This window comes from Stenotrophomonas sp. YJH_SMC_65 (assembly GCF_059369475.1).
Window position 1 is genome coordinate 232,704 of sequence record NZ_JCAFSR010000006.1, and the last position, 19,853, is coordinate 252,556.

The 19,853-nt window shown below is 68.2% G+C and carries 21 protein-coding genes, 1 tRNA gene and 1 other RNA gene; 19 read left to right on the forward strand and 4 right to left on the reverse strand.

Features of this window, described 5'->3' with window-relative positions; genetic code table 11:
- Positions 1 to 2 precede the first annotated feature (2 nt).
- From selA to selD, 4 genes are all read left to right on the forward strand, one after another.
- Positions 3 to 1,427, forward strand: coding sequence for an L-seryl-tRNA(Sec) selenium transferase (selA, locus tag AC5P7A_RS13330; protein ID WP_495220203.1), 1,425 nt, complete (start codon positions 3 to 5; stop codon positions 1,425 to 1,427).
- Positions 1,424 to 3,355, forward strand: a complete 1,932-nt coding sequence (gene selB / locus AC5P7A_RS13335; protein ID WP_126411319.1) for a selenocysteine-specific translation elongation factor — start codon at positions 1,424 to 1,426, stop codon at positions 3,353 to 3,355. The genes selA and selB overlap by 4 nt, the downstream gene beginning before the upstream one ends.
- A 24-nt stretch (positions 3,356 to 3,379) precedes the next feature.
- A tRNA-Sec gene (locus AC5P7A_RS13340) sits at positions 3,380 to 3,475 on the forward strand.
- Positions 3,476 to 3,501: 26 nt separating this feature from the next.
- Positions 3,502 to 4,581: a selenide, water dikinase SelD gene (selD, locus tag AC5P7A_RS13345; RefSeq protein ID WP_126411320.1), complete on the forward strand. Its 1,080-nt coding sequence runs from the start codon at positions 3,502 to 3,504 to the stop codon at positions 4,579 to 4,581.
- Positions 4,582 to 4,638: 57 nt separating this feature from the next.
- Here selD and AC5P7A_RS13350 read toward each other — a convergent pair whose 3' ends face one another.
- Positions 4,639 to 5,499 (reverse strand): YicC/YloC family endoribonuclease, encoded by an 861-nt coding sequence (locus AC5P7A_RS13350; protein WP_005410888.1) that lies wholly within the window; start codon positions 5,497 to 5,499, stop codon positions 4,639 to 4,641.
- Between the two features lie 124 nt (positions 5,500 to 5,623).
- On the opposite strand from AC5P7A_RS13350, the gene rph reads away from it, so the two are divergent.
- The 7 genes from rph (at position 5,624) to pepQ (ending at position 12,872) form a co-directional block, all read left to right on the forward strand.
- Positions 5,624 to 6,349, forward strand: a complete 726-nt coding sequence (gene rph / locus AC5P7A_RS13355; protein ID WP_014648280.1) for a ribonuclease PH — start codon at positions 5,624 to 5,626, stop codon at positions 6,347 to 6,349.
- Positions 6,346 to 6,735, forward strand: coding sequence for a VOC family protein (locus tag AC5P7A_RS13360; RefSeq protein WP_032956062.1), 390 nt, complete (start codon positions 6,346 to 6,348; stop codon positions 6,733 to 6,735). Before rph ends, AC5P7A_RS13360 begins: the two co-directional genes overlap by 4 nt.
- The gene (gene rdgB / locus AC5P7A_RS13365; protein ID WP_032956061.1) at positions 6,732 to 7,328 is read left to right on the forward strand and encodes an RdgB/HAM1 family non-canonical purine NTP pyrophosphatase; all 597 of its coding nucleotides are present in this window, start codon (positions 6,732 to 6,734) and stop codon (positions 7,326 to 7,328) included. The genes AC5P7A_RS13360 and rdgB overlap by 4 nt, the downstream gene beginning before the upstream one ends.
- 58 nt (positions 7,329 to 7,386) lie before the next feature.
- Positions 7,387 to 8,613 (forward strand): radical SAM family heme chaperone HemW, encoded by a 1,227-nt coding sequence (gene hemW / locus AC5P7A_RS13370; RefSeq protein WP_049440594.1) that lies wholly within the window; start codon positions 7,387 to 7,389, stop codon positions 8,611 to 8,613.
- 201 nt (positions 8,614 to 8,814) lie between these two features.
- Entirely contained in the window at positions 8,815 to 11,094 is a 2,280-nt protein-coding gene (locus AC5P7A_RS13375; protein WP_014648284.1) for a DUF1631 family protein, read from the forward strand.
- Complete coding sequence (locus AC5P7A_RS13380; RefSeq protein ID WP_014648285.1) at positions 11,091 to 11,465, forward strand: PilZ domain-containing protein; 375 nt, start codon at positions 11,091 to 11,093, stop codon at positions 11,463 to 11,465. Before AC5P7A_RS13375 ends, AC5P7A_RS13380 begins: the two co-directional genes overlap by 4 nt.
- A 75-nt stretch (positions 11,466 to 11,540) precedes the next feature.
- Positions 11,541 to 12,872: a Xaa-Pro dipeptidase gene (gene pepQ, locus AC5P7A_RS13385; RefSeq protein WP_329890371.1), complete on the forward strand. Its 1,332-nt coding sequence runs from the start codon at positions 11,541 to 11,543 to the stop codon at positions 12,870 to 12,872.
- Between the two features lie 503 nt (positions 12,873 to 13,375).
- Here the strand turns inward: pepQ and AC5P7A_RS13390 are convergent.
- Both AC5P7A_RS13390 and AC5P7A_RS13395 read right to left on the reverse strand, forming a co-directional pair.
- On the reverse strand, positions 13,376 to 14,698 hold the full coding sequence (locus AC5P7A_RS13390; protein WP_087786593.1) for an aminopeptidase P N-terminal domain-containing protein: 1,323 nt from the start codon (positions 14,696 to 14,698) through the stop codon (positions 13,376 to 13,378).
- Positions 14,699 to 14,703: 5 nt separating this feature from the next.
- Positions 14,704 to 15,252: a YecA/YgfB family protein gene (locus tag AC5P7A_RS13395; RefSeq protein ID WP_014648288.1), complete on the reverse strand. Its 549-nt coding sequence runs from the start codon at positions 15,250 to 15,252 to the stop codon at positions 14,704 to 14,706.
- Positions 15,253 to 15,405: 153 nt separating this feature from the next.
- On the opposite strand from AC5P7A_RS13395, the gene AC5P7A_RS13400 reads away from it, so the two are divergent.
- The 8 genes from AC5P7A_RS13400 (at position 15,406) to AC5P7A_RS13435 (ending at position 19,554) form a co-directional block, all read left to right on the forward strand.
- Positions 15,406 to 15,627, forward strand: coding sequence for a TIGR02449 family protein (locus tag AC5P7A_RS13400; RefSeq protein WP_005410898.1), 222 nt, complete (start codon positions 15,406 to 15,408; stop codon positions 15,625 to 15,627).
- Positions 15,624 to 15,920, forward strand: coding sequence for a cell division protein ZapA (locus AC5P7A_RS13405; RefSeq protein ID WP_005410899.1), 297 nt, complete (start codon positions 15,624 to 15,626; stop codon positions 15,918 to 15,920). The genes AC5P7A_RS13400 and AC5P7A_RS13405 overlap by 4 nt, the downstream gene beginning before the upstream one ends.
- A gap of 153 nt (positions 15,921 to 16,073) precedes the next feature.
- A non-coding RNA gene (gene ssrS, locus AC5P7A_RS13410) (6S RNA) lies at positions 16,074 to 16,259 on the forward strand.
- 83 nt (positions 16,260 to 16,342) lie between these two features.
- Positions 16,343 to 16,936, forward strand: coding sequence for a 5-formyltetrahydrofolate cyclo-ligase (locus AC5P7A_RS13415; RefSeq protein WP_032956052.1), 594 nt, complete (start codon positions 16,343 to 16,345; stop codon positions 16,934 to 16,936).
- Positions 16,933 to 17,412 carry an EVE domain-containing protein gene (locus tag AC5P7A_RS13420; protein ID WP_014648290.1) on the forward strand — a complete coding sequence of 160 codons (480 nt, stop codon included), beginning with the start codon at positions 16,933 to 16,935 and terminating at the stop codon, positions 17,410 to 17,412. Before AC5P7A_RS13415 ends, AC5P7A_RS13420 begins: the two co-directional genes overlap by 4 nt.
- A gap of 22 nt (positions 17,413 to 17,434) precedes the next feature.
- Positions 17,435 to 18,082 carry a ribose-5-phosphate isomerase RpiA gene (gene rpiA, locus AC5P7A_RS13425; RefSeq protein WP_014648291.1) on the forward strand — a complete coding sequence of 216 codons (648 nt, stop codon included), beginning with the start codon at positions 17,435 to 17,437 and terminating at the stop codon, positions 18,080 to 18,082.
- 21 nt (positions 18,083 to 18,103) lie between these two features.
- Positions 18,104 to 18,550 carry a DUF192 domain-containing protein gene (locus AC5P7A_RS13430; RefSeq protein ID WP_014648292.1) on the forward strand — a complete coding sequence of 149 codons (447 nt, stop codon included), beginning with the start codon at positions 18,104 to 18,106 and terminating at the stop codon, positions 18,548 to 18,550.
- A gap of 158 nt (positions 18,551 to 18,708) precedes the next feature.
- Entirely contained in the window at positions 18,709 to 19,554 is an 846-nt protein-coding gene (locus AC5P7A_RS13435; RefSeq protein ID WP_024957828.1) for a SirB1 family protein, read from the forward strand.
- Between the two features lie 40 nt (positions 19,555 to 19,594).
- Here the strand turns inward: AC5P7A_RS13435 and AC5P7A_RS13440 are convergent, their stop codons facing one another.
- Positions 19,595 to 19,819: a rubredoxin gene (locus AC5P7A_RS13440; protein ID WP_075076014.1), complete on the reverse strand. Its 225-nt coding sequence runs from the start codon at positions 19,817 to 19,819 to the stop codon at positions 19,595 to 19,597.
- Positions 19,820 to 19,853: the final 34 nt, after the last annotated feature.

Here is a 19,853-nt window from a genome sequence, read left to right on the forward strand (position 1 = left end):
CGATGACAGCCACGCCCCCCACCCCGGCATCGGCTTCCGCGCTGCCCTCGCTGGACCGGTTGCTGCGCCTGCCTGCCTTGGCAACACTGATCGAGGGCCACGGCCGCAGCCGCATCACCCAGTTGCTGCGCGTACATCTGCAGGCGCTGCGTGAGCGCATCAGTGCCACGCAGCTCTCGGCCGAGCAGTTGCATCAGGCCATTGAAGGCCCGGCACTGGTCGCGGCGCTCGACGCCGCACTCATCGCCGATGCACGGCTGAACCTGCAGCCGATGTTCAACCTGACCGGCACCGTGCTGCATACCAACCTGGGTCGCGCCCTGCTGCCCGAGTCCGCGGTGCAGGCCGTCACCCGCGCGATGACCGCACCGGTTGACCTGGAATTCGACATCACCCGCGGCCGCCGCGGCGACCGCGATGCACGGGTGCAGGCGCTGGTCTGCGAGCTGACCGGTGCCGAAGCCGCCACCGTGGTCAACAACAATGCGGCGGCGGTCCTGCTGCTGCTCAACAGCCTGGCCAACCGCCGCGAGGTGGTGGTGTCGCGCGGCGAACTGGTGGAGATCGGCGGTGCCTTCCGCATTCCCGATGTGATGCGCAGTGCCGGCGCGCGGCTGCTGGAAGTGGGCACCACCAACCGCACCCACCCGGCCGACTTCGCCCATGCCATCGGCGCGCGCACCGCACTGCTGATGGAGGTGCACGCCAGCAACTACGCGATCACCGGCTTCACCGCCAAGGTCGACACCGCGGCGATGGCAGCGATCGCGCACGACCATGGCCTGCCGTTGGTGGTGGACCTGGGCAGCGGCAGCCTGTGCGACCTGGCGGCCTTCGGCCTGCCACACGAGCCGACCGTGCAGGAAACACTGGCGGCCGGTGCCGACCTGGTCTCGTTCAGTGGCGACAAGCTGCTGGGTGGGCCGCAGGCCGGCATCATCGCCGGCCGCGCCGACCTGATCGCGCGGATCAACCGCAACCCGCTCAAGCGTGCGCTGCGCATGGACAAGATGCGCCTGGCCGCGCTGGAGGCGGTACTGGCGCTGTACCGCGAGCCGGAGTTGCTGGCGCAACGGCTGCCGACACTGCGTACGCTCTCGCGCACGCAGCAGGAGATGGATGCGCAGGCCCAGCGCCTGCTGCCGCCGCTGCGCTCGGCGCTGCCGACCGGCTACATGCTTGAACAGGCACGGATGCACAGCCAGATCGGCAGTGGTGCGCAGCCACAGGCGCAGCTCGGCAGTGCCGGTCTGCGCATCACCACTGCGCAACGTGGCGGTCTGGACCGCCTGTCCAAGCGCCTGCGCCAGCTGCCGCGACCGGTGCTGGGCCGCATCGGCGAGGACGCATTGTGGCTGGACCTGCGTTGCCTGGAACCGGCCGACGAAGCGGACTTCCTCGCCCAATGGAGCATGCTGCAACCATGATCGTCGGCACCGCCGGGCATATCGACCATGGCAAGACGCGCCTGGTGCGGGCACTGACCGGCATCGAAACCGATCGCCTGCAGGAAGAACGCACGCGCGGCATCTCCATTGAACTGGGCTATGCCTATGTCCCGGTGGAAAGCGCGAACGGCACGGGCCCCGCCGCGATGCTGGGTTTCGTCGATGTGCCGGGTCATGAGCGCTTCGTCCACACGATGGTGGCCGGCGCCACCGGTATCGATGTCGCCCTGCTGGTCGTCGCCGCCGACGACGGCGTGATGCCGCAGACCCGCGAGCATCTGGCGATCCTGCAGCTGCTGGGCGTGGATCGCGGCGCGGTGGCGCTGACCAAGATCGACCGCGTGGACGCCGCGCGCATCGCCCGGGTCGAGATCGAGATTGCCGCTTTGCTGGCCGGAATGCCGCTGCAGGGTTCCCCCGTGTTCGCCTGCAACAGCACGTCCCCCGATGACGCAGGCATCAACGCCTTGCGCGCCCACCTGCACGCATGGGCCGCCGGCGATGCCAACGCGCGCCAGGCCGCGCTGCGCAGCGAGCTGTTCCGCATGCCGGTGGACCGCGTGTTCTCGCTGGCCGGCCACGGCACATTGGTGACCGGCGCGGTACATGGCGGCGGCGTCACGGTGGGCGAGCACCTGCAACTGATGCCCGCCGCCACCGATGTGCGCATACGCAGCATCCACGCGCAGAACCAGCCCAGCGATCACGCCATGGCCGGACAGCGCTGCGCGTTGAACCTGGCCGCCATCGCCCGCGACGAGATTCATCGTGGCGACTGGATTGCCGACCCGCGCGCGCTGCTGGCCACCACCCGCGTCGATGTGCGCCTGCGCTTGTCCGCACGGGCAGCACCACTGCGCGACTGGGCACCCCTGCACATCCACTGGGGCACGATGCACCGGCAGGCCCATGTGGTGCTGCTGGAGGACCGTGACCAAGGTGATGGGCAGTTGGTGCAGCTGGTGTTCGATGCACCGGTCTGTGCGATGTGTGGTGAACGCTTCATCGCCCGCGATTCCGCCGCGACCCACACGCTGGGCGGTGGCGTCGTGCTCGACCCGGACCCGCCACAGCGGCGCCGGCGCAGCCCGGCACGGCTCGCTTGGCTGGGCGCACTGGAGCAGCTGGCCACAGGTGCGGGAATCGGCCCGCTGTTGCAGCAGGCGCCCTTCGGCATTGCCATGGCCGCGCTGCAACGCTACTGCCGGCGCGCGGCCGACCGGATCGATCTTCCTGCAGACGCACAGCGCATCATCACCCGCGAGGACACGGTGGTCATCCTTGCCTCGCACTGGCAGGTGCTGCACGAGCAGGTGATCACATCGCTGCGTAGCTGGCATGAGCGACGCCCGGACGAACCCGGTGTCGACAGCGGGCGCCTGCAACGCAGCACCCTGCCCGCGCTTGCGACGGGGCTCTGGAATGCGCTGCTGCAGGACCTGCTGGACGACGGCAGCGTGCAACGCGTGGGCGCCTGGTGGCGCCTGCCCGGCCATGACCATGCGCCACCGGAACGCGAGCGCCTGCTGCTGGAACGCGTGCTGCCGCAACTGCACGCCGGTGGCTTCGATCCGCCGTGGGTGCGTACTCTGGCCGCCGACTTCGGACTGACCGAAGACGATGTCCGCGCCGTCCTGCGCCGCGCCGCCGCACGTGGCGAACTGTTCCAGGTGGTGCCGGACCTGTTCTATGCACCCGCACGCATTGCGGAACTCGCCGCGATCGTCGCGCAGCAGTCACAGGCCAGCGGCGCAGTGGATGCGGCGGCCTTCCGCGATGCCATCGGCCTGGGCCGCAAACGCAGCATCCAGATCTTGGAGTTCTTCAATCGCGTTGGCTACACTCGACGCGTCGGTGACCAGCATCGGCCGCGCGGCGACCTGCAGTGGAACGCAGCCCGCGACTGAGCCCACCGGTACCGCCGTACTTTCGGAAGGCATGCGCATCCGGGCATGCGGCTGGGCTTCAAACCCAGTAGGGGGCGTCGATCGTTCCCTGGTAGGTTCGACTCCTGCTGCCTTCCGCCATTCGTGTTTCCGCAGGAGATGTCGGCATGGCCACGCACGCGCAGTCACCCGCCCCATCCACGGCCGATGCCACGCGACGACTGACCTCTCTCGCGCATGGCGGCGGCTGCGGCTGCAAGATCGCGCCGGGCGTGCTGAGCGAACTGCTGCGCGGCGTTCCAGCACTTCCCGCACCGGCCGAACTGCTGGTTGGCCGCGAGACCAGCGACGACGCCGCGGTGTACCGCCTCGATGACCGGCAGGCAATCGTGGCCACCACCGATTTCTTCATGCCCATTGTCGACGACCCGTTCGACTTCGGCCGCGTTGCCGCCACCAACGCGCTGTCGGACCTGTACGCGATGGGCGCGCGGCCGCTGTTCGCGCTGGCCATCGTCGGCATGCCGATCAACACCCTGCCGCAGGACACCATCCGCGGCATCCTGCAAGGTGGCGAACGCGCCTGCGCCGATGCCGGCATCGTGGTGGCCGGCGGTCACAGCATTGACTCGGTGGAACCGATCTACGGCCTGGCCGCGATCGGCGTGCTCGACCCGCAACGGCTCAAGCGCAATGCCGATGCCCGCGCCGGCGATGTGCTGGTGCTGGGCAAGCCGTTGGGCGTGGGCGTGTACTCGTCGGCGCTGAAGAAAGAAGTGCTGGATGCAGAGGGCTACCGGCAGATGATCGCGTCGACCACCCGCCTGAACAGCGTGGGCGTGCCGCTGGCCGCGCTGGACGGCGTGCACGCGATGACCGACGTCACCGGCTTCGGCCTGCTCGGCCACCTGCTGGAAGTGTGCCGCGCCAGCGGCGTCGCTGCCGAAGTGGACAGTGCACAGGTGCCGCTGCTGCCGCAGGCGCTGGAGCTGCTGCAGCGCGGCTGCGTGACCGGCGCCTCCAACCGCAACTGGGCCTCGTACGGCGCCGAAGTGCGCTTCGCCGAGCGCTTGGCCGGCCACTGGCAGCCACTGCTGACCGATCCGCAGACCAGTGGCGGGCTGTTGGTGTCCTGCGCCCCGGAGGCAGTGAATGCGGTGCTGGCCTGCTTCCACGACGCAGGGTTCGGCCAGGCCGCCGTGGTCGGGCGATTGGGTGAAGGAGCGCCGGGCGTCAGCGTGCGCTGATGCGCTGGAACGACAAGGGCGCCCGAAGGCGCCCCTGCTGTATCGCTGGATGCAACATCATTCGATGTTCTGCACCTGCTCGCGGATCTGGTCGATCAGCACCTTCAGCTCCACCGCAGCATTGGACGTGCGGCTGTCCACCGACTTCGAGCCCAGCGTATTGGCTTCGCGGTTGAACTCCTGCAGCAGGAAGTCCAGGCGGCGGCCGACCGGCTCGCGCTGCTTGAGCACGCGGCGGATCTCGACGATATGGCTGCCGAGCCGGTCCAGCTCTTCATCCACGTCCAGCTTCTGCAGCCACAGGACCAGCTCCTGCTCCGCACGGCCCGGGTCGACCGGGTGCGGCAGGTCAGCCAGACGGGCGGCCAGCTTGGCGCGCTGGCCGTCGCGAATGGCCGGAATCAAGGTGCGCACTTCGGTGGCGATGCGTTCGATGCCGTCCACGCGTTCGCTGATGGCCGCAGCCAGCTTGCCGCCTTCGCGCTCACGCGCTTCGACGAAGCCGTCCAGCACCTGGTCCAGCAGGGCCAGCGCCTCGACCTGCAGGGCGGCGGCATCCGTGGCCTCGCCGCGGGTCACGCCCGGCAGCTGCAGCAGATCGGTGAAGCTGACCTGCAGGTTCGGGAAATCGGAGGTCAGGCGGTGGGCCAGGCGGCCCAGCTGGCCCAGCAGGGCCTCGTCCACCTGCAGGTTGGCAGCCGCCTCCGGCGCGCGCAGGCGCATCACCAGATCCAGCTTGCCGCGGCTCAGGCGCGCGGCGATACGCTCGCGCAGCTGCGGTTCGAGCGCCCGCAGTTCCTCGGGCAGGCGGGTGCCGACCTCCAGGAAGCGGTGGTTGACCGAGCGCAGCTCGCAGCCCAGCGTGCCCCACGGGGTGACCCGCTCGCCGCCGGCATAGGCGGTCATGCTTCGAATCATGGAATGTGTCCGGTGCGTGCAAAGGGGGAATGGTACCCTAGCGCCCTCACCAGAGCCCCCTTGCCCGCCCCGTGAAGGCCGCGGGCGTGGCGGCGTACTCCCTCGCCATTACGGAACCCGCACCATGTCCGATTCCCGCCCCAGCGGCCGCCAGCCCGACCAGCTCCGCCCGGTCGTCATCCAACGCGGCTTCACCCGCCACGCCGAAGGTTCGGTGCTGGTGTGCTTCGGCGAAACCCGCGTGCTGTGCACCGCCAGCGTCGAGAACCGCGTGCCGGGCTTCCTGCGCGGCAAGGGCGAAGGCTGGGTCACCGCCGAGTACGGCATGCTGCCGCGCGCCACCCATACCCGCAGCGACCGCGAAGCGGCCCGTGGCAAGCAGGGCGGTCGCACGCTGGAGATCCAGCGCCTGATCGGCCGCAGCCTGCGTGCCTGCGTGGACCGCAATGCGCTGGGCGAACGCACCATCACCCTCGACTGCGACGTGCTGCAGGCCGACGGTGGCACCCGCACCGCCGCCATCACCGGCGCCTATGTGGCCCTGGTCGATGCGGTGAACGTGCTGATGAAGCGTGGCGACATCAAGCGCAACCCGGTCCTGGGCGCAGTTGCAGCAGTGTCGGTGGGCGTGTACCGCGGCACCCCGGTGCTGGACCTGGACTACGCCGAAGACAGCGACTGCGACACTGACATGAACGTGGTGATGAACGACGGTGGCGGCTTCATCGAGCTGCAGGGCACCGCCGAAGGCCACGCCTTCCGTCGCGATGAACTGGACGCGCTGCTGGGCCTGGCCGAGAAGGGCGTGGCCGAGCTGCTGGCCGCGCAGCAGGCGGCGCTGTCGGCATGAACCGGCGCATCGCCCTGACCACCCTGGTGGTGGCCGACTATGACGAAGCCATTGCCTGGTACACCGGCAAGCTCGGCTTCGCATTGCTCGAAGACATCGACCAGGGGCACAAGCGCTGGGTGGTGGTCGGCCCGACCGACGGCAGCGCCGCCGCCCTGCTGCTGGCCCGTGCCAGCGACGAGGAACAGCGCAGCCGCATCGGCAACCAGACCGGTGGCCGCGTTGCCTTCTTCCTCAACACCGACGACTTCCACCGCGACCACGCGGCGATGCTGGCCGCCGGCGTCGAGTTCCTGGAAGCACCGCGCGAAGAACCCTATGCAACGGTCGCGGTATTCCGCGACCTGTATGGCAACACCTGGGACCTGTTGGAGCCCCGTCAATGAAGAAACTGGTATTGGCCAGCCACAATGCCGGCAAGCTGGTGGAGATGCAGGAGATCCTCGCCGACCTGCCGCTGCAGATCACCTCGGCCGCCGAGCTGGGCCTGGGCGACGTGGAAGAGACCGGCCTGACCTTCGTCGAGAACGCGCTGCTGAAGGCACGCGCCGCCTGCGAAGCGACCGGCCTGCCGGCGCTGGCCGATGATTCCGGCCTGATCGTCGATGCCCTGGGTGGTGCACCGGGCCTGTACAGCGCGCGCTATGCCGGCCACCCGACCAACGCCGCTGCCAACAACGCCAAGCTGCTGGACGCGATGGCCGGTGTTCCCGATGGCCAGCGCAGTGCCCGCTTCTATGCGGTGATCGTGTTGCTGCGCCACGCCACCGACCCGCAGCCGCTGATCTGCGAAGGCCGCTGGGAAGGGCAGATCATCCGTGAGCTGCGTGGCACGAATGGTTTCGGCTACAACCCGGTGTTCCTGGACACCACCCACGGCCTGACCGCCGCGGAAATGGAGCCGGCGTTGAAGAACGCCATCAGCCACCGTGCCGTTGCCCTGCAGCAGCTCAAGCAACAGCTGGCGACGCTGTACTGACGCCCGACCTGATCGAACCAGGGAAGCCGGCCAACGGCCGGCACTACCGATGAAGCCCATGCCGCACGCCCACGACCACTGCAACCACCTGCCCGGCGAAGCCTGCTCCGCTGACCACGACAGCGCACCGCGGCTGGTGCCGCCACCGCTGTCGCTGTACGTGCACCTGCCGTGGTGCGTGCGCAAATGCCCGTACTGCGATTTCAATTCGCACCAGGCCAAGGGCGAGTTGCCGTTCGAGGCCTACATCGATGCACTGCTGCGCGACCTGGACCAGGACCTGCCGCTGGTCTGGGGCCGGGTGGTGCACAGCGTGTTCTTCGGTGGCGGCACGCCCAGCCTGTTCCCGCCGGAAGCGATCGACCGCTTCCTGCAGCAGGCCAGCGCGCGCCTGCGCTTTGCCCCCAACGCCGAAATCACCCTGGAAACCAACCCGGGCACCGCCGAGCATGGCCGTTTCGACCGCTACCGCGCGGCCGGCGTGAACCGCCTCAGCTTCGGCATCCAGAGTTTCGACGACGCCATGCTCAAGCGCCTGGGCCGCATCCACGACAGTGGCGAAGCCGAGCGCGCGGTGAAGATGGCGCAGGACGCGGGCTACGACAATTTCAACATCGACCTGATGTATGCGCTGCCGGAACAGACCCTGGCCGGCGCCGAGGCCGACCTGGAGCGTGCATTTGCACTGCAACCGGCGCACATCTCGCACTACCAGCTGACCCTGGAACCGAACACGGTGTTCTTCGCGCGGCCGCCGCAGGGCATTCCCGATGAAGACAACGCCTGGGACATGCAGGAACACTGCCAGGCATTGCTGGCACAGGCTGGTTTCGGCCAGTACGAGGTCAGCGCCTATGCGCGCCCCGGCCGGCAAAGCGCGCACAACCTGAACTACTGGCGTTTCGGCGATTACCTGGGCATCGGTGCCGGTGCGCACGGCAAGATCAGCTCGGGCGCCGGAGAACACGTGCTGCGCCGCTGGAAGCTGAAGCATCCGCAGGCCTACCTGGACAGCGCTGGCACGCCGGCCTCTTTCGGGGGTGACGATGTGATCGCAGCCGAGCGCCTGCCGTTCGAGTACATGCTCAACCTGCTGCGCCTGCACGAAGGGTTCGGCCTTCGCGATTTCGAGTCGCGCACCGGGCTGCCGCGCGGCGTGCTGGACGCTCCGTTGGCCGAGGCCGTCCAGCGCGGCTGGCTGGAGGTGGCGGAGGGTCATGTGCAGCCGACCGAGCTGGGCCGCCGGTTCACCAACGATGTGGTGAGCCTGTTCCTGGAGGAATAAGCCTTCCGCCATACCGGGCAGTGACGGCCGCTGGCCGGCACTCTGGTAAAGACAGCGCTGCCGGCCAGCGGCAGGCACTACCGTTCATCCGTCGGCCCTGCCCGATGAACGTGAGACACGTTCAGCCTAAAGTAGCGCCGACTGCGGCCGACACGGTAGATTCACAGGATCGATCCGCGGGAATCCGGGTACCGCTCGCCGATGTCAGCTGTCTTTTCCATCACCTCTGCCGACAAGGCACGCCTGGCCGCCAGCGACCTGCCATCGCGGGTGCGTGAACTGCTGGGTGCGTTGATCGGCCTGTGCCGGCAAACGCTGGCCGCGCCCCTGATCCTGACCGTCGAAGCGCTGGAGCAGACGCTGCTGCACGACGCCGACCGTGCACGCAATCCGATGCAGCAGGCGGACCTGATGGCCCAGCGTGGCCAGCTGCACGCCTTCGCCGGCCATTTCGCCGACCGCATGCTCGATGCCGTGGCCGAAGCGCTGGCGGGCCTGCGCGAGCCGTCCACCGTCGCTGCGGCCCCTGCTTCGCCGCCGCCGCTACCGGGCGCGCTCGGCCTGTCGCTGGTCGATGAGCACGAGGTGGATCGCGACCTGCTGCTGACCGAAATGATCCGGCGCGAGACCCTGCGTTCAACCAATACGTTGAACCTGCTGGGACAGCGCCTGGGCGTGCTCGCGGCGGCGCCGGCGTTCGAGGCCGACACCCTGCCACTGGCACCGCAGGCCCTGTGCGCGATGGTGCGCCGGATCGCCGAACAGGACGCCCTTGGCGTGGAGGTGCAGCTTGCGCTGTACCGCAGCTTCGAGCGGCAGGTGCTGGAACGCCTGGGCGATGTGCTGGACCGCGCCAATGCGCTGCTGGCCCAGCATGGCGTGCTGCCGGGCCTGGTCTACACCCCGTACCTGGCACGCTCGTCGAGCACCCGGCGGATCATCACCCAGTCGGTGGGCGGCGGCCGCACGACCCAGCCTGCCAAGCGTTCCGCCGCGCCGTTGACCGGCTGGAACGGCTCCGCTCCGGCCGGTTCCTGGTCGAACCTGGTGCAGGACGCATTCAACGACGCGGGTACGCCGGGCGCAGCCACCGCTGGCGTGACCACGTCCACCGGCAGTGCGCTGCATGAATTGCTGCAGCAGGCCCGCCATGCCACTGCCCCTCCTGCGGACACCGCTGCCGTGCCCAGTGCGGCCGTCGATGCGGTCCTCGCGCGGCTGCAGGCCCAGTCCAGCGCGGCCACCGGCGTCGCCGACCTGCAGGCTGCGGTGGTCGCCCAGCTGCGCAGCGAGCACGGCGCGCAGGCCCAGCTGGGCAGCCACGACCGCGACAACCTCGACCTGCTGCGCCTGCTGATGCAGCAGGTGCAGCAACAGCAGCGCCCCGACCCGGTGCCGGCCGCCCTGCTGGCGCGCCTGCAGGTACCACTGGCGCGTGCGGCGATGGCCGACCCCGGCTTCTTCGTGCGCGATGAACACCCTGCACGCGAACTGCTCAACCAGATTGCCGAAGTCGGCGCCAACTGGCTGGGCGACGATGACGTGGATCCCCAGCTGCTGCAGCGCATGGCGCAGAGCGTGCAGGGTCTGCTCGGCCAGGATGCACGCTCGCCCGAGGCCTTCGCCGCCGCCAACGAAGACGTGCAGCAGCATCAGCGCGCGGCGGCCCATCGCGCCGAACTGGCCGAGCGCCGCCACGTCGAGGCCGCGCGTGGCAAGGAACGGCTGGAACTGGCGCGTCGCCAGGCCAATGCGCAGATCGACCAGTGCTGCGACACACAGGCGCCGCCGCGCTTCGTGCAGACCCTGCTGCGCCAGGCCTGGGCCGATGCACTCACCCTCACCCGCCTGCGCCATGGCGAAGATTCGCCGCAGTGGCAGGAACGCCTGCTACAGACCGAGCGCATCGCCGCGGTGACCGCGCAGGCCGTCGATGCCAACGGTGGCACCGATGCAGTGCTGGCCAACGAGGTGGAATCGGCGCTCGTGCAGGTCGGCTATCACGCCGAGGAAGCCGCCGCCGTTGCGCGCCGCCTGGCCACGCCAGGAGGCGAGGATGAAAGCACCTCGCGCACCGAGCTCAGTGCGCGCCTGAAGGCACGTGCACGACTGGGTGAACATGCTGCCAGCGGCAGCGCCGACGCCCCGCGCACGCCGCGCAGCAGCGCCGAAGAGGCGGCCTACCAGCAGCTCGTGACCCTGCCCTTTGGCAGCTGGTTCGACATCGACAACGGTGACGGCACCCTGCGCCGCCAGCGCCTGTCCTGGTACAGCCTGCTGACCGGCCACGCCCTGTTCGTCAATCCGCGCGGGCAGAAGATCGCCGATACCGACCTTGATACGCTGGCCCGGCAGCTCAGCGCTGGACGTGCGCAGCTGGTCACCGAAGACAAGGGGCGGCTGGTCGATCGCGCATGGCAGGCCAGCCTCGGTGCGCTGCGTGCGCTGGCCGGCGGCCGTTACAGGGAGGCGTCCGTTTGAACGTGCAACCGCCGCAGGACACCCGCCGCGCGCCGCGTCGCCAGGTCTCGGACCTGGTACCGGTCACCGACCAGATGCGCGAATGCGTGGTGGGCCGGCTCGGCAATGTCTCCGAGACTGGCATGTTGATGCTGGCCAGCACCCCGCTGCGCGAGGACGCGCTGTACCAGTTCCGCTTCCCGTTGCCGATCGGTGACGGCCGCCACGAGGCCATTGACGTGGGCGTGCACCTGCTGTGGAGCGAGCCGGCGCATGTGCCCGGCCAGAGCTGGACCGGTTTCCGCTTCCTCACCCTGTCACGTGAACATCGGCAGCTGCTGCGCCAGTGGATAGGCGAAGACAGCGACGAGGCACCGGTTTCGACGGCCTGAGTGCCGGTTCCAGCACAGCGGTTTTTCCCGGTATGCGGCAGAATCTAGGGCCGTTTTCCGTGTCGAGCCACCGCAATGATCCAGCAAGACCCCGGCGCCCTGTACCCCGACCACCTGGCCGTGCTGTGCCGACGTGCCGAACAGGCGTTGGCCCGCGGCGGCTTCGACCATCTGGTCGTGCCCAGCGGCACCCTGCACTACCAGGTGTTCGACGATCGCGACTACCCGTACGCGGTCAATCCGCAGTTCAAGGCCTGGCTGCCGCTGACCCGGGTGCCCAACAGCTGGATCGTGTTCACCCCGGGCAAGCGCCCGGCGGTGATTTTCCACCAGCCCTTCGATTACTGGCACGTGGTACCGGACGCACCGAGTGGCTGGTGGGTGGAGCACTTCGACATCCACATCATCCGCAAGCCCGAAGAGGCGCTGGCCCTGCTGCCGGCCGACCCGTCGCGCTGCGCGATCCTCGGCGAGCCGCAGAGCGCGCTGGGCAGCTACGTGCCGAACAACCCGGCACCGGTGGTGAACTACCTGGAATGGCACCGCGGCAGCAAGACGCCGTATGAGATCGCGCTGATGCGCCAGGCGCAGGTGCTGGGCGTGCGCGGCCACCGCGCCGCCGAAGCCGCGTTCCGCAACGGCGCCGACGAATTCAGCATCCACATGGCGTACTGCCAGGCAGTGGGCCAGGATGCCAACGAGCTGCCCTACGGCAACATCGTGGCGCTCAATGAACATGCCGCCGTGCTGCATTACACCGAGCTGGGCCGCAAGGCGCCGCAGCCGCTGCGCAGCTTCCTGATCGATGCAGGCGCCAGCGCGCACGGCTACGCCAGCGACATCACCCGTACCTACGCCGCGCAGGGCCACGACGAATTCGCTGCGATGATTGCTGCCGTCGACGCCGCCCAGCAGCAGATGTGCGCAGCGGTGCGCCCGGGCTTCGACTACAGGCAGCTGCACGTGGACGCACATCTTTCGCTGATGGGCGTGCTGAAGGACTTCGGCGTGATCAAGGTCTCGCCGCAGACCGCGCTGGAGACCGGCGTCAGCGCCGCGTTCTTCCCGCACGGCATCGGCCACCTGATCGGCCTGCAGGTGCACGACGTGGCCGGTTTCGCGGCCAGCGACGAGGGCGGCCGCATCGAGCGCCCGGCGGGCCACCCGTACCTGCGCCTGACCCGCGTACTGGAACCGGGCATGGTGGTGACCATTGAACCGGGCCTGTACTTCATCGACATGCTGTTGAACGAAGTGAAGGATGCCGGCCATGGTGATGCGATCAACTGGGACCGCGTGGATTTCTTCCGTCCGTATGGTGGCATCCGCATTGAAGACGAAGTGCTGTGCACCGAGGGCGAGGCGGACAACCTGACGCGGCCGGCGTTTGCGGCGGCCAACGGCTGAGCCCCTCGTGGTTGGGCGCTGATATCAAAGGCCGCGCTTGGCCGGGCGGGGTGGGTTTGCAGGACACGCCGTAAACCCATCCATGGGGGCTCGATGGCGCCATCCATGGCGCCAACGGTCCTGCAAACCCACCCCGCCCGTCCTTTGACAGTTTCCTGCTGCGTCCAACCACGGAAAAAGAAGAAAGAAAAGCAGAAGCGGGTCGCTCGCTGCGCTCGCTCCGTGTCGACCAAGGTCGACACCTACCAACAGCCGCGCGTGCCAATAACCGCGGTTGCCAACAGCCGCGTGAACCTGTCGAAGGCGGGGTACTGTGGGTTTGCGGGGTGTGAGCGGCATGGATGCCGCGACCAAGCCCCCATGGATGGGTTCACGGCGTCCCCGCACACCCACAGTGCCCCGCCATCCCACGGAATGCGCGCTGTTGCTGTTGCTGTTGCTGTTGCTGTTGCTCTTGCTGTTGCCTCTGCGGGTGCAGGGCTGCAAGCCCTGCAGAACACCCCTTACCCCGCCATCACCGCTTCAATCTCGTCGGCGCTGCGCGCCAGACCTTCGGTCAGCACGCGATGACCGTCGTCGGTGATCAGCACATCATCCTCGGTACGGATGCCGATGCCGCGCCAGCGCGGTTCCACCGTCGTATCGTCCACGCCGATGTACAGCCCCGGCTCGATGGTGAATGCCATGCCCGGCTCCAGCAGCCGCGAATCGCCCGCCAGGCGGTAATCGCCCACATCGTGCACGTCCAGCCCGATCCAGTGCCCGGTCTTGTGCCGGTAGAAACGCTGGTACAGGCCTTCGGACAGGTTCTTTTCCAGCGTCCCCTTCAGCAGGCCCAGCCGCAGCAGGCCCTCGGTCAGGGTCTGCACCGCGGCCAGGTGACCGGCCTCGTACGGCACGCCCGGCCTGGCCTGGGCCAGCGCGGCGGCCTGTGCATCGCCGACCAGGTCGTGCAGTGCACGCTGCTCGGCGCTGAAGCGGCCATTCACCGGAAACGTGCGGGTGATGTCGCTGGCGTAGCCACGGTACTCGGCACCGGCGTCGATCAGCACCAGCTCGCCGTCGCGCGAACGCGCGTTGTTGTCCCGGTAATGCAGGATGCAACCGTTGCGGCCCGCACCGACGATGCTGCAATACGCCGGCACCGCATCGCTGGCGCGGAACACGCGTTCCAGCTCGGCCTGCAGCTCGTATTCGTGGATGCCGGCCCTGGCAGCCTTCATCGCCGCCAGATGTGCACGCACGCTGATCTGCGCAGCGTGGTGCATCAGCGCCACTTCCGCGCCGGACTTGAACAGGCGCTGCTCGTGCAGCAGATGACCCAGTTCAAGGAATTCATGCGGCGGCTGCGCGCCGTGGCGCACCTGCGAACGCACGCGGTTGACCCAGCCGATCAGCTTCAGGTCGAAATCGGCGTCGCGACCGAAGTGGTAGTAGACGCGCGAACGGCCTTCCAACAGGCCCGGCAGGATGTCGTCCAGATCATCGATCGGGTACGCATCGTCCATGCCGTACTGCGCCACCGCGCCTTCCTGGCCGGCACGGCTGCCGTCCCAGGCTTCGCGCTCGGCATCACGTTCGCGGCAGAACAGGATGGCCTCGCCGTGGCGCCGGCCCGGGATCAGCACCAATACCGCCTCCGGCTCCGGGAAACCGCTCAGGTACTGGAAGTCCGAGTCCTGGCGGAACGGGTAATGGGTATCGAGGCTGCGCACCTTCTCGGCCGCGGCCGGCAGCACCAGGATCGCGTCCTCGCCGGCCATGTCCATCAGCTGGCGGCGCCGACGCTTGTATTCGCCGGCCGCGATGCCGGTGCGCTGCTTGATGTCCATCAGTTCAGGCGCTGCCGATGGCGCGAGGCCAGCACCACGTCACCGTGCAGCAGCAGTACCGCCACGCGGATGAACTCCTCGATCTCCGACAGGGCTTCGTCGTCATCATCGCCACCCGCTTCGAAATCCTCGCTGGAGGCGCGTGCCAGGCTGGCCATGTCGGTCAGCGCTTCTTCACCCTCTTCGGACAAGGTCGGGCGGCGGCCGCCGCTGCCCAGGCCGAAACCACCCAGGAACGAGCGGGTCCAGCTGAACATGGCATCGGCCTGCGCGGACACGTCGTCGCCGTCTGTCAGCAGCAGTTCGAAGGCGAAGTCGCGGTCTTCCAGCTGCTTGATGGTCGCCTGCAGCAGCTGCCCCAGCACGCTGTCGGCGGCCACCGGCGGCAGGTTGTCGTCGGCCAGCACCCGTGCCGGCCAGTCGTTGCCGGGGGCGCCACCGGCGGCCAGCCAGCCACACAGCGCACCGTGCAGCTCGGCAGCGGTAGCGCCCAGGCCCAGTTCCTGGCTGGCGCGGGTAACGTCGTCGACGGAGGGAAGTTCGGTCATCGTGCGGCTCGTTCGGAAAGGAAACCCGGGGCGCGCACGCGCGCGCCCGTGAGACCCCGTAGTGTAGCAACCCGGCGGCGTCCTCTCTGCGGCCGCCAGGCCTTGCTGCGACAACGCTTGACCGCCCTTGCCCGGCTTGCCTATCGTGCCCGCATGGAACCCGCCGATCCCCTTGCCCAGCTGCAGGACTTCGCCGCCCGCGTGGAAGCGTTGCTCGAACGCAACCAGCGCCTGGCCGAGGAGAACCGCAGCCTGCGCCACCAGCAGGAACAGCTGGTGGCCGAGCGTTCCACGCTGCTGGCCAAGAACGAGCAGGCACGCTCGCGGGTGGAAGCAATGATCAGCCGGCTCAAATCCCTGGAGCAGCACACATGAGCGCCGAACCGGTCAGTGTCCGCATCCTCGATCGTGAATACACGGTGGGTGTCGGCGGCGATGAACGCGACAGCCTGATGGCCGCCGCGCGCCTGCTCGATGCGCGCATGCGCGAAATCCGCGGCAGCAACCGCATGGCCGCCGTCGACCGCGTCGCCGTGCTGGCCGCACTGAACCTGGCCCACGAACTGCAGCTGCTGCGCGACGAGAACGCCCGCCAGGCCGTGGCCCTGCAGCAGACGCTGGCCGACCTGAACAGGCGCCTCGACCGCGCGATCGACGGCACCCCCTAGAAAAAGGGGACGGAGGGGATTAAGGCGCATTCGCCCCATCCGTGCCGGAAACGTCTTAATCCCCTCCGTCCCCTTTTCGCATATCTGAATTGGCACGGACTGTTGCCGACGAACGGCCTATCCAGATCCTGCACGCTGGCTATAATGGCCACGCGTTCTCTGCGGTACTCGACGGCATGTGCAAACATTCGCCTTGTCCCTTAAGAACGACACCGGGAGCGCGACAGCGCCGGGAGTGCAGGTCCGCCTTGTAGCGGGAAGCCCGATGGTTCTCCAGCGTTCCCACTTGAGCCCCCGGGTTCAAGGTCGTTTCGCATGCATCGACATTGCGGAGAATGCAATATTCCAGCAAGGGCGGCGTCTTCGGGCGTCGCCCTTGTTCTTTCCGGCACAATGGCGGCTGATCCTTGCCGCACGCTGCCATGACCGACCCGCGCCAGGCCCTGCGCCACGACCTGCGGCAACGCCGCCGCGACCTTTCCGCCGGTGAGCGCATTGCTGCCGCCGAATCCCTTGCCGATGCCCTGCTCGCCCTGCCGTTCGCCCCACGCGAAGGCGCCGTGGCCGGCTACTGGGCGCTGGATGGCGAAATCGCCCTGCACCGCTGGCAGCTGCAACTGCCCGAAGGCCTCACCTACTGCCTGCCGGTGCTGGCCGGCGAGGTGCTGCGCTTCGCGCCGTGGCGGCCGGGGCAGGCGCTGACCAGCAACCGCTACGGCATTCCCGAACCGGACGTAGCGCTGGACGATACGCTGGAACCGGCGCAGATGGCGCTGGTGGTGGCCCCGCTGGTGGGCTTCGACGCACAGTGCCGGCGGCTGGGCATGGGGGGCGGCTGGTATGATCGCAGCTTCGCCTTCCGCCATGACCGGCCGGCGCCGCCCTGGCTGGTCGGTGCTGCGTTCGCGGTGCAGCAGGTCGAGTCCTTGCCGGTGGCGTCGTGGGACGTGCCGGTGGATGCGATCTGCACCGAAGACGGCACCCTGTTCCCCTCCGCTGCCCCCGTGAACGCATGACCGCCCGCAAGCGCTACTGGCTGATGAAGTCCGAACCGGACGCCTTCTCCATCGATGACCTGGCCAAGGTCAAGGTCGAACCCTGGAACGGGGTGCGCAACTACCAGGCGCGCAACTTCATGCGCGATGGCATGCAGGTGGGCGACGGCATCCTGTTCTACCACTCCAATACCAAGGTGCCGGGCATCGTCGGCCTGGCCACGGTGGCCAGCACCGCCTATCCGGACGACACCCAGTTCGATCCAAAATCCGACTACTACGACCCCAAGAGCACGCGCGAGAACCCGCGCTGGATGCTGGTGGACGTGGCCTTCGACCGCAAGCTGAAGCAGGTGATCGCGCTGGACGAGATCAAGCTGCACGCCGAGGAACTGGGCGAAGGCTTCCCGCTGGTTGCCAAGGGCAACCGCCTGTCGGTGTTCCCGGTGACCGCCGCGCAGTGGAAGCTGCTGCTGTCGCTGGAAAAGAAATCCTGATTCCCTGCCTGAGAGTTCTCCCATGTCCGAAGCCAAGCGCCTGGCCGCCGAGAAAGCCATCGAATACGTCGAAGACGGCATGATCGTCGGTGTCGGCACCGGTTCCACCGTGGCCTATTTCATCGATGCCCTGGCCCGCATCCAGCACCGCATCAAGGGCGCCGTGTCCAGCTCCGAGCAGAGCACCGCGCGCCTGAAGCAGCACGGCATCGAAGTGATCGAGCTGAACCACAGCGGCAACCTGTCGCTGTACGTGGACGGCGCCGATGAGTGCGATCCGAACAAGTGCCTGATCAAGGGCGGCGGCGCCGCACTGACCCGCGAGAAGATCATCGCCGAGGCCAGCGAGCGCTTCATCTGCATCGTCGACCCGAGCAAGCAGGTGCCGGTGCTGGGCAGGTTCCCGCTGCCGGTGGAAGTGATCCCGATGGCGCGCAGCCTGGTCGCCCGCCAGATCCGCGACATGACCGGCGGCCAGCCGACCTGGCGCGAAGGCGTGGTCACCGACAATGGCAACCAGATCCTGGACATCCACAACCTGCAGATCACCGATCCGGAAAAGCTGGAGCGCGAGCTCAACCAACTGCCGGGCGTGGTCTGCGTGGGCCTGTTCGCGCGCCGTCGCGCCGACGTGGTGATCGTCGGCGGCGAGCCGCCGGTCGTGCTCTGACCCTTCCGAAGGATCCTGACGATGTCGCTGTTGCGTTCGCTGCTGATGCTTCCGCTGCTGGCCCTGGCCGGCTGTGCCACCGACGCGGCCCGCCATTGGGTCGAGCTGGATGGCGCCCGCTACCAGGTGGAGCTGGCCACCAATGACGAAACCCGCGCGCGCGGGCTGATGTTCCGCGACCAGATGGCGGCCGACCACGGCATGCTGTTCATCCACGACCGCGAAGAAATGCAGGCGTACTGGATGAAGAACACCAGGATCGCGCTGGACATCCTGTACTTCGACAGCCAGCGCAGGCTGGTCAGCCAGCAGCGCGACGTACCGCCGTGCTCGGCCGGCGACATGTGCCCGCCCTACCCCAGCGGTGGCCCGGCGCGCTACGTGCTGGAACTCAACGCCGGCCAGGCCGAGAAGCTGCAGTTGAAGGACGGCACGGAGCTGAAATTCGGCCCGGGCATCGAAAAGTAAGGTACGGCCGGGCCGCGCCCGGCACCCGCAGTAGTGCCGGCCGCTGGCCGGCAACCCTGCAGGGGTCAGATCCCTTTCGCACGCGAAAGGGATCTGACCCCTGCATTTTTCACGCGGCACCGCTTGAAACGGCCTGCGAATGACGCCAGTCTGTGGCCATGCAGGACCGGATCACACTCCCCGACTGGGATGCACTGGCCGACCTCGAAGACGAGGCGCTGCCACTGTTGCCGACCGCGCTGCTGATCGCGCGCGATGAATACCCCGATCTGCAGCCGTCGACCTACGATGCGCTGATCCAGAGCCATGTCGACCACCTCCGCTCGGAAGTGGAGAGCATCGACAACAGTCCATTGAAGATGGCGGCGATCAACCGCCACCTGTTCGACGAGCTGGGCTACAGCGGCGACCACGACGAGTATTACGACCCGCGCAACAGCTACCTCAACCAGGTATTCGAGCGCCGGCTGGGCAACCCGATCTCGCTGGCGCTGGTGCAGATGGAAGTCGCGCGGCGGCTGGGCATTCCGCTCGACGGCGTGTCCTTCCCCGGCCACTTCCTGGTGCGCCTGCCGGTGGACGACGGCGTGCTGGTGATGGACCCGTTCAATGGTGGTCGCCCGCTGGACGTGGACGAACTGCGCGAACGCGCCAAGTCACACCTGGGCGGGCAGATGCCCGACGACCAGGTGCTGGCGCAGATTCTGGACCCGGCACCGGCGCGCGCGATCCTGATGCGCATGCTGCGCAACCTGCACGGCGTGTATGCCGAGGCCGGCGAATGGGACCGCGCCGCGCGCAGTGCCGACCGCCTGCTGAAGCTCGCCCCGGAGCAGGACGATGCGCTGCGTGACCGCGGCCTGGCCTACCTGCAACTGGAGTACCTGGCCGGTGCCCGCCACGATCTGGGGCAGTACCTGAAGCGCAACCCGGAAGCCAGTGATGCGCAGTGGCTGCGCGAGAAGCTGATCGACCTCGGCGGACCGATGCCGCGGCTGCATTGAGGGTGCCGGGGTGTGGACCAACGGTCCACACCTACCCTCATCAATCGACCTCGACCATCTCGAAATCGGCCTTGGTGACCCCGCAGTCCGGGCAGGTCCAGGTCTCCGGAATGTCCTCCCAGCGCGTCCCCGGCGCGATGCCCTCCTCCGGCAGGCCCTCCGCTTCGTTGTACAGGAAGCCGCAGACCACGCACATCCAGGTGCGCAAGGTGGTGGGGGTGGCATCGCTCATCGGATAATCAGGGCTGGATTCACGGGCCGCCATTGTCCCATCGCGGTCCACTCACCGGTAGCCATCG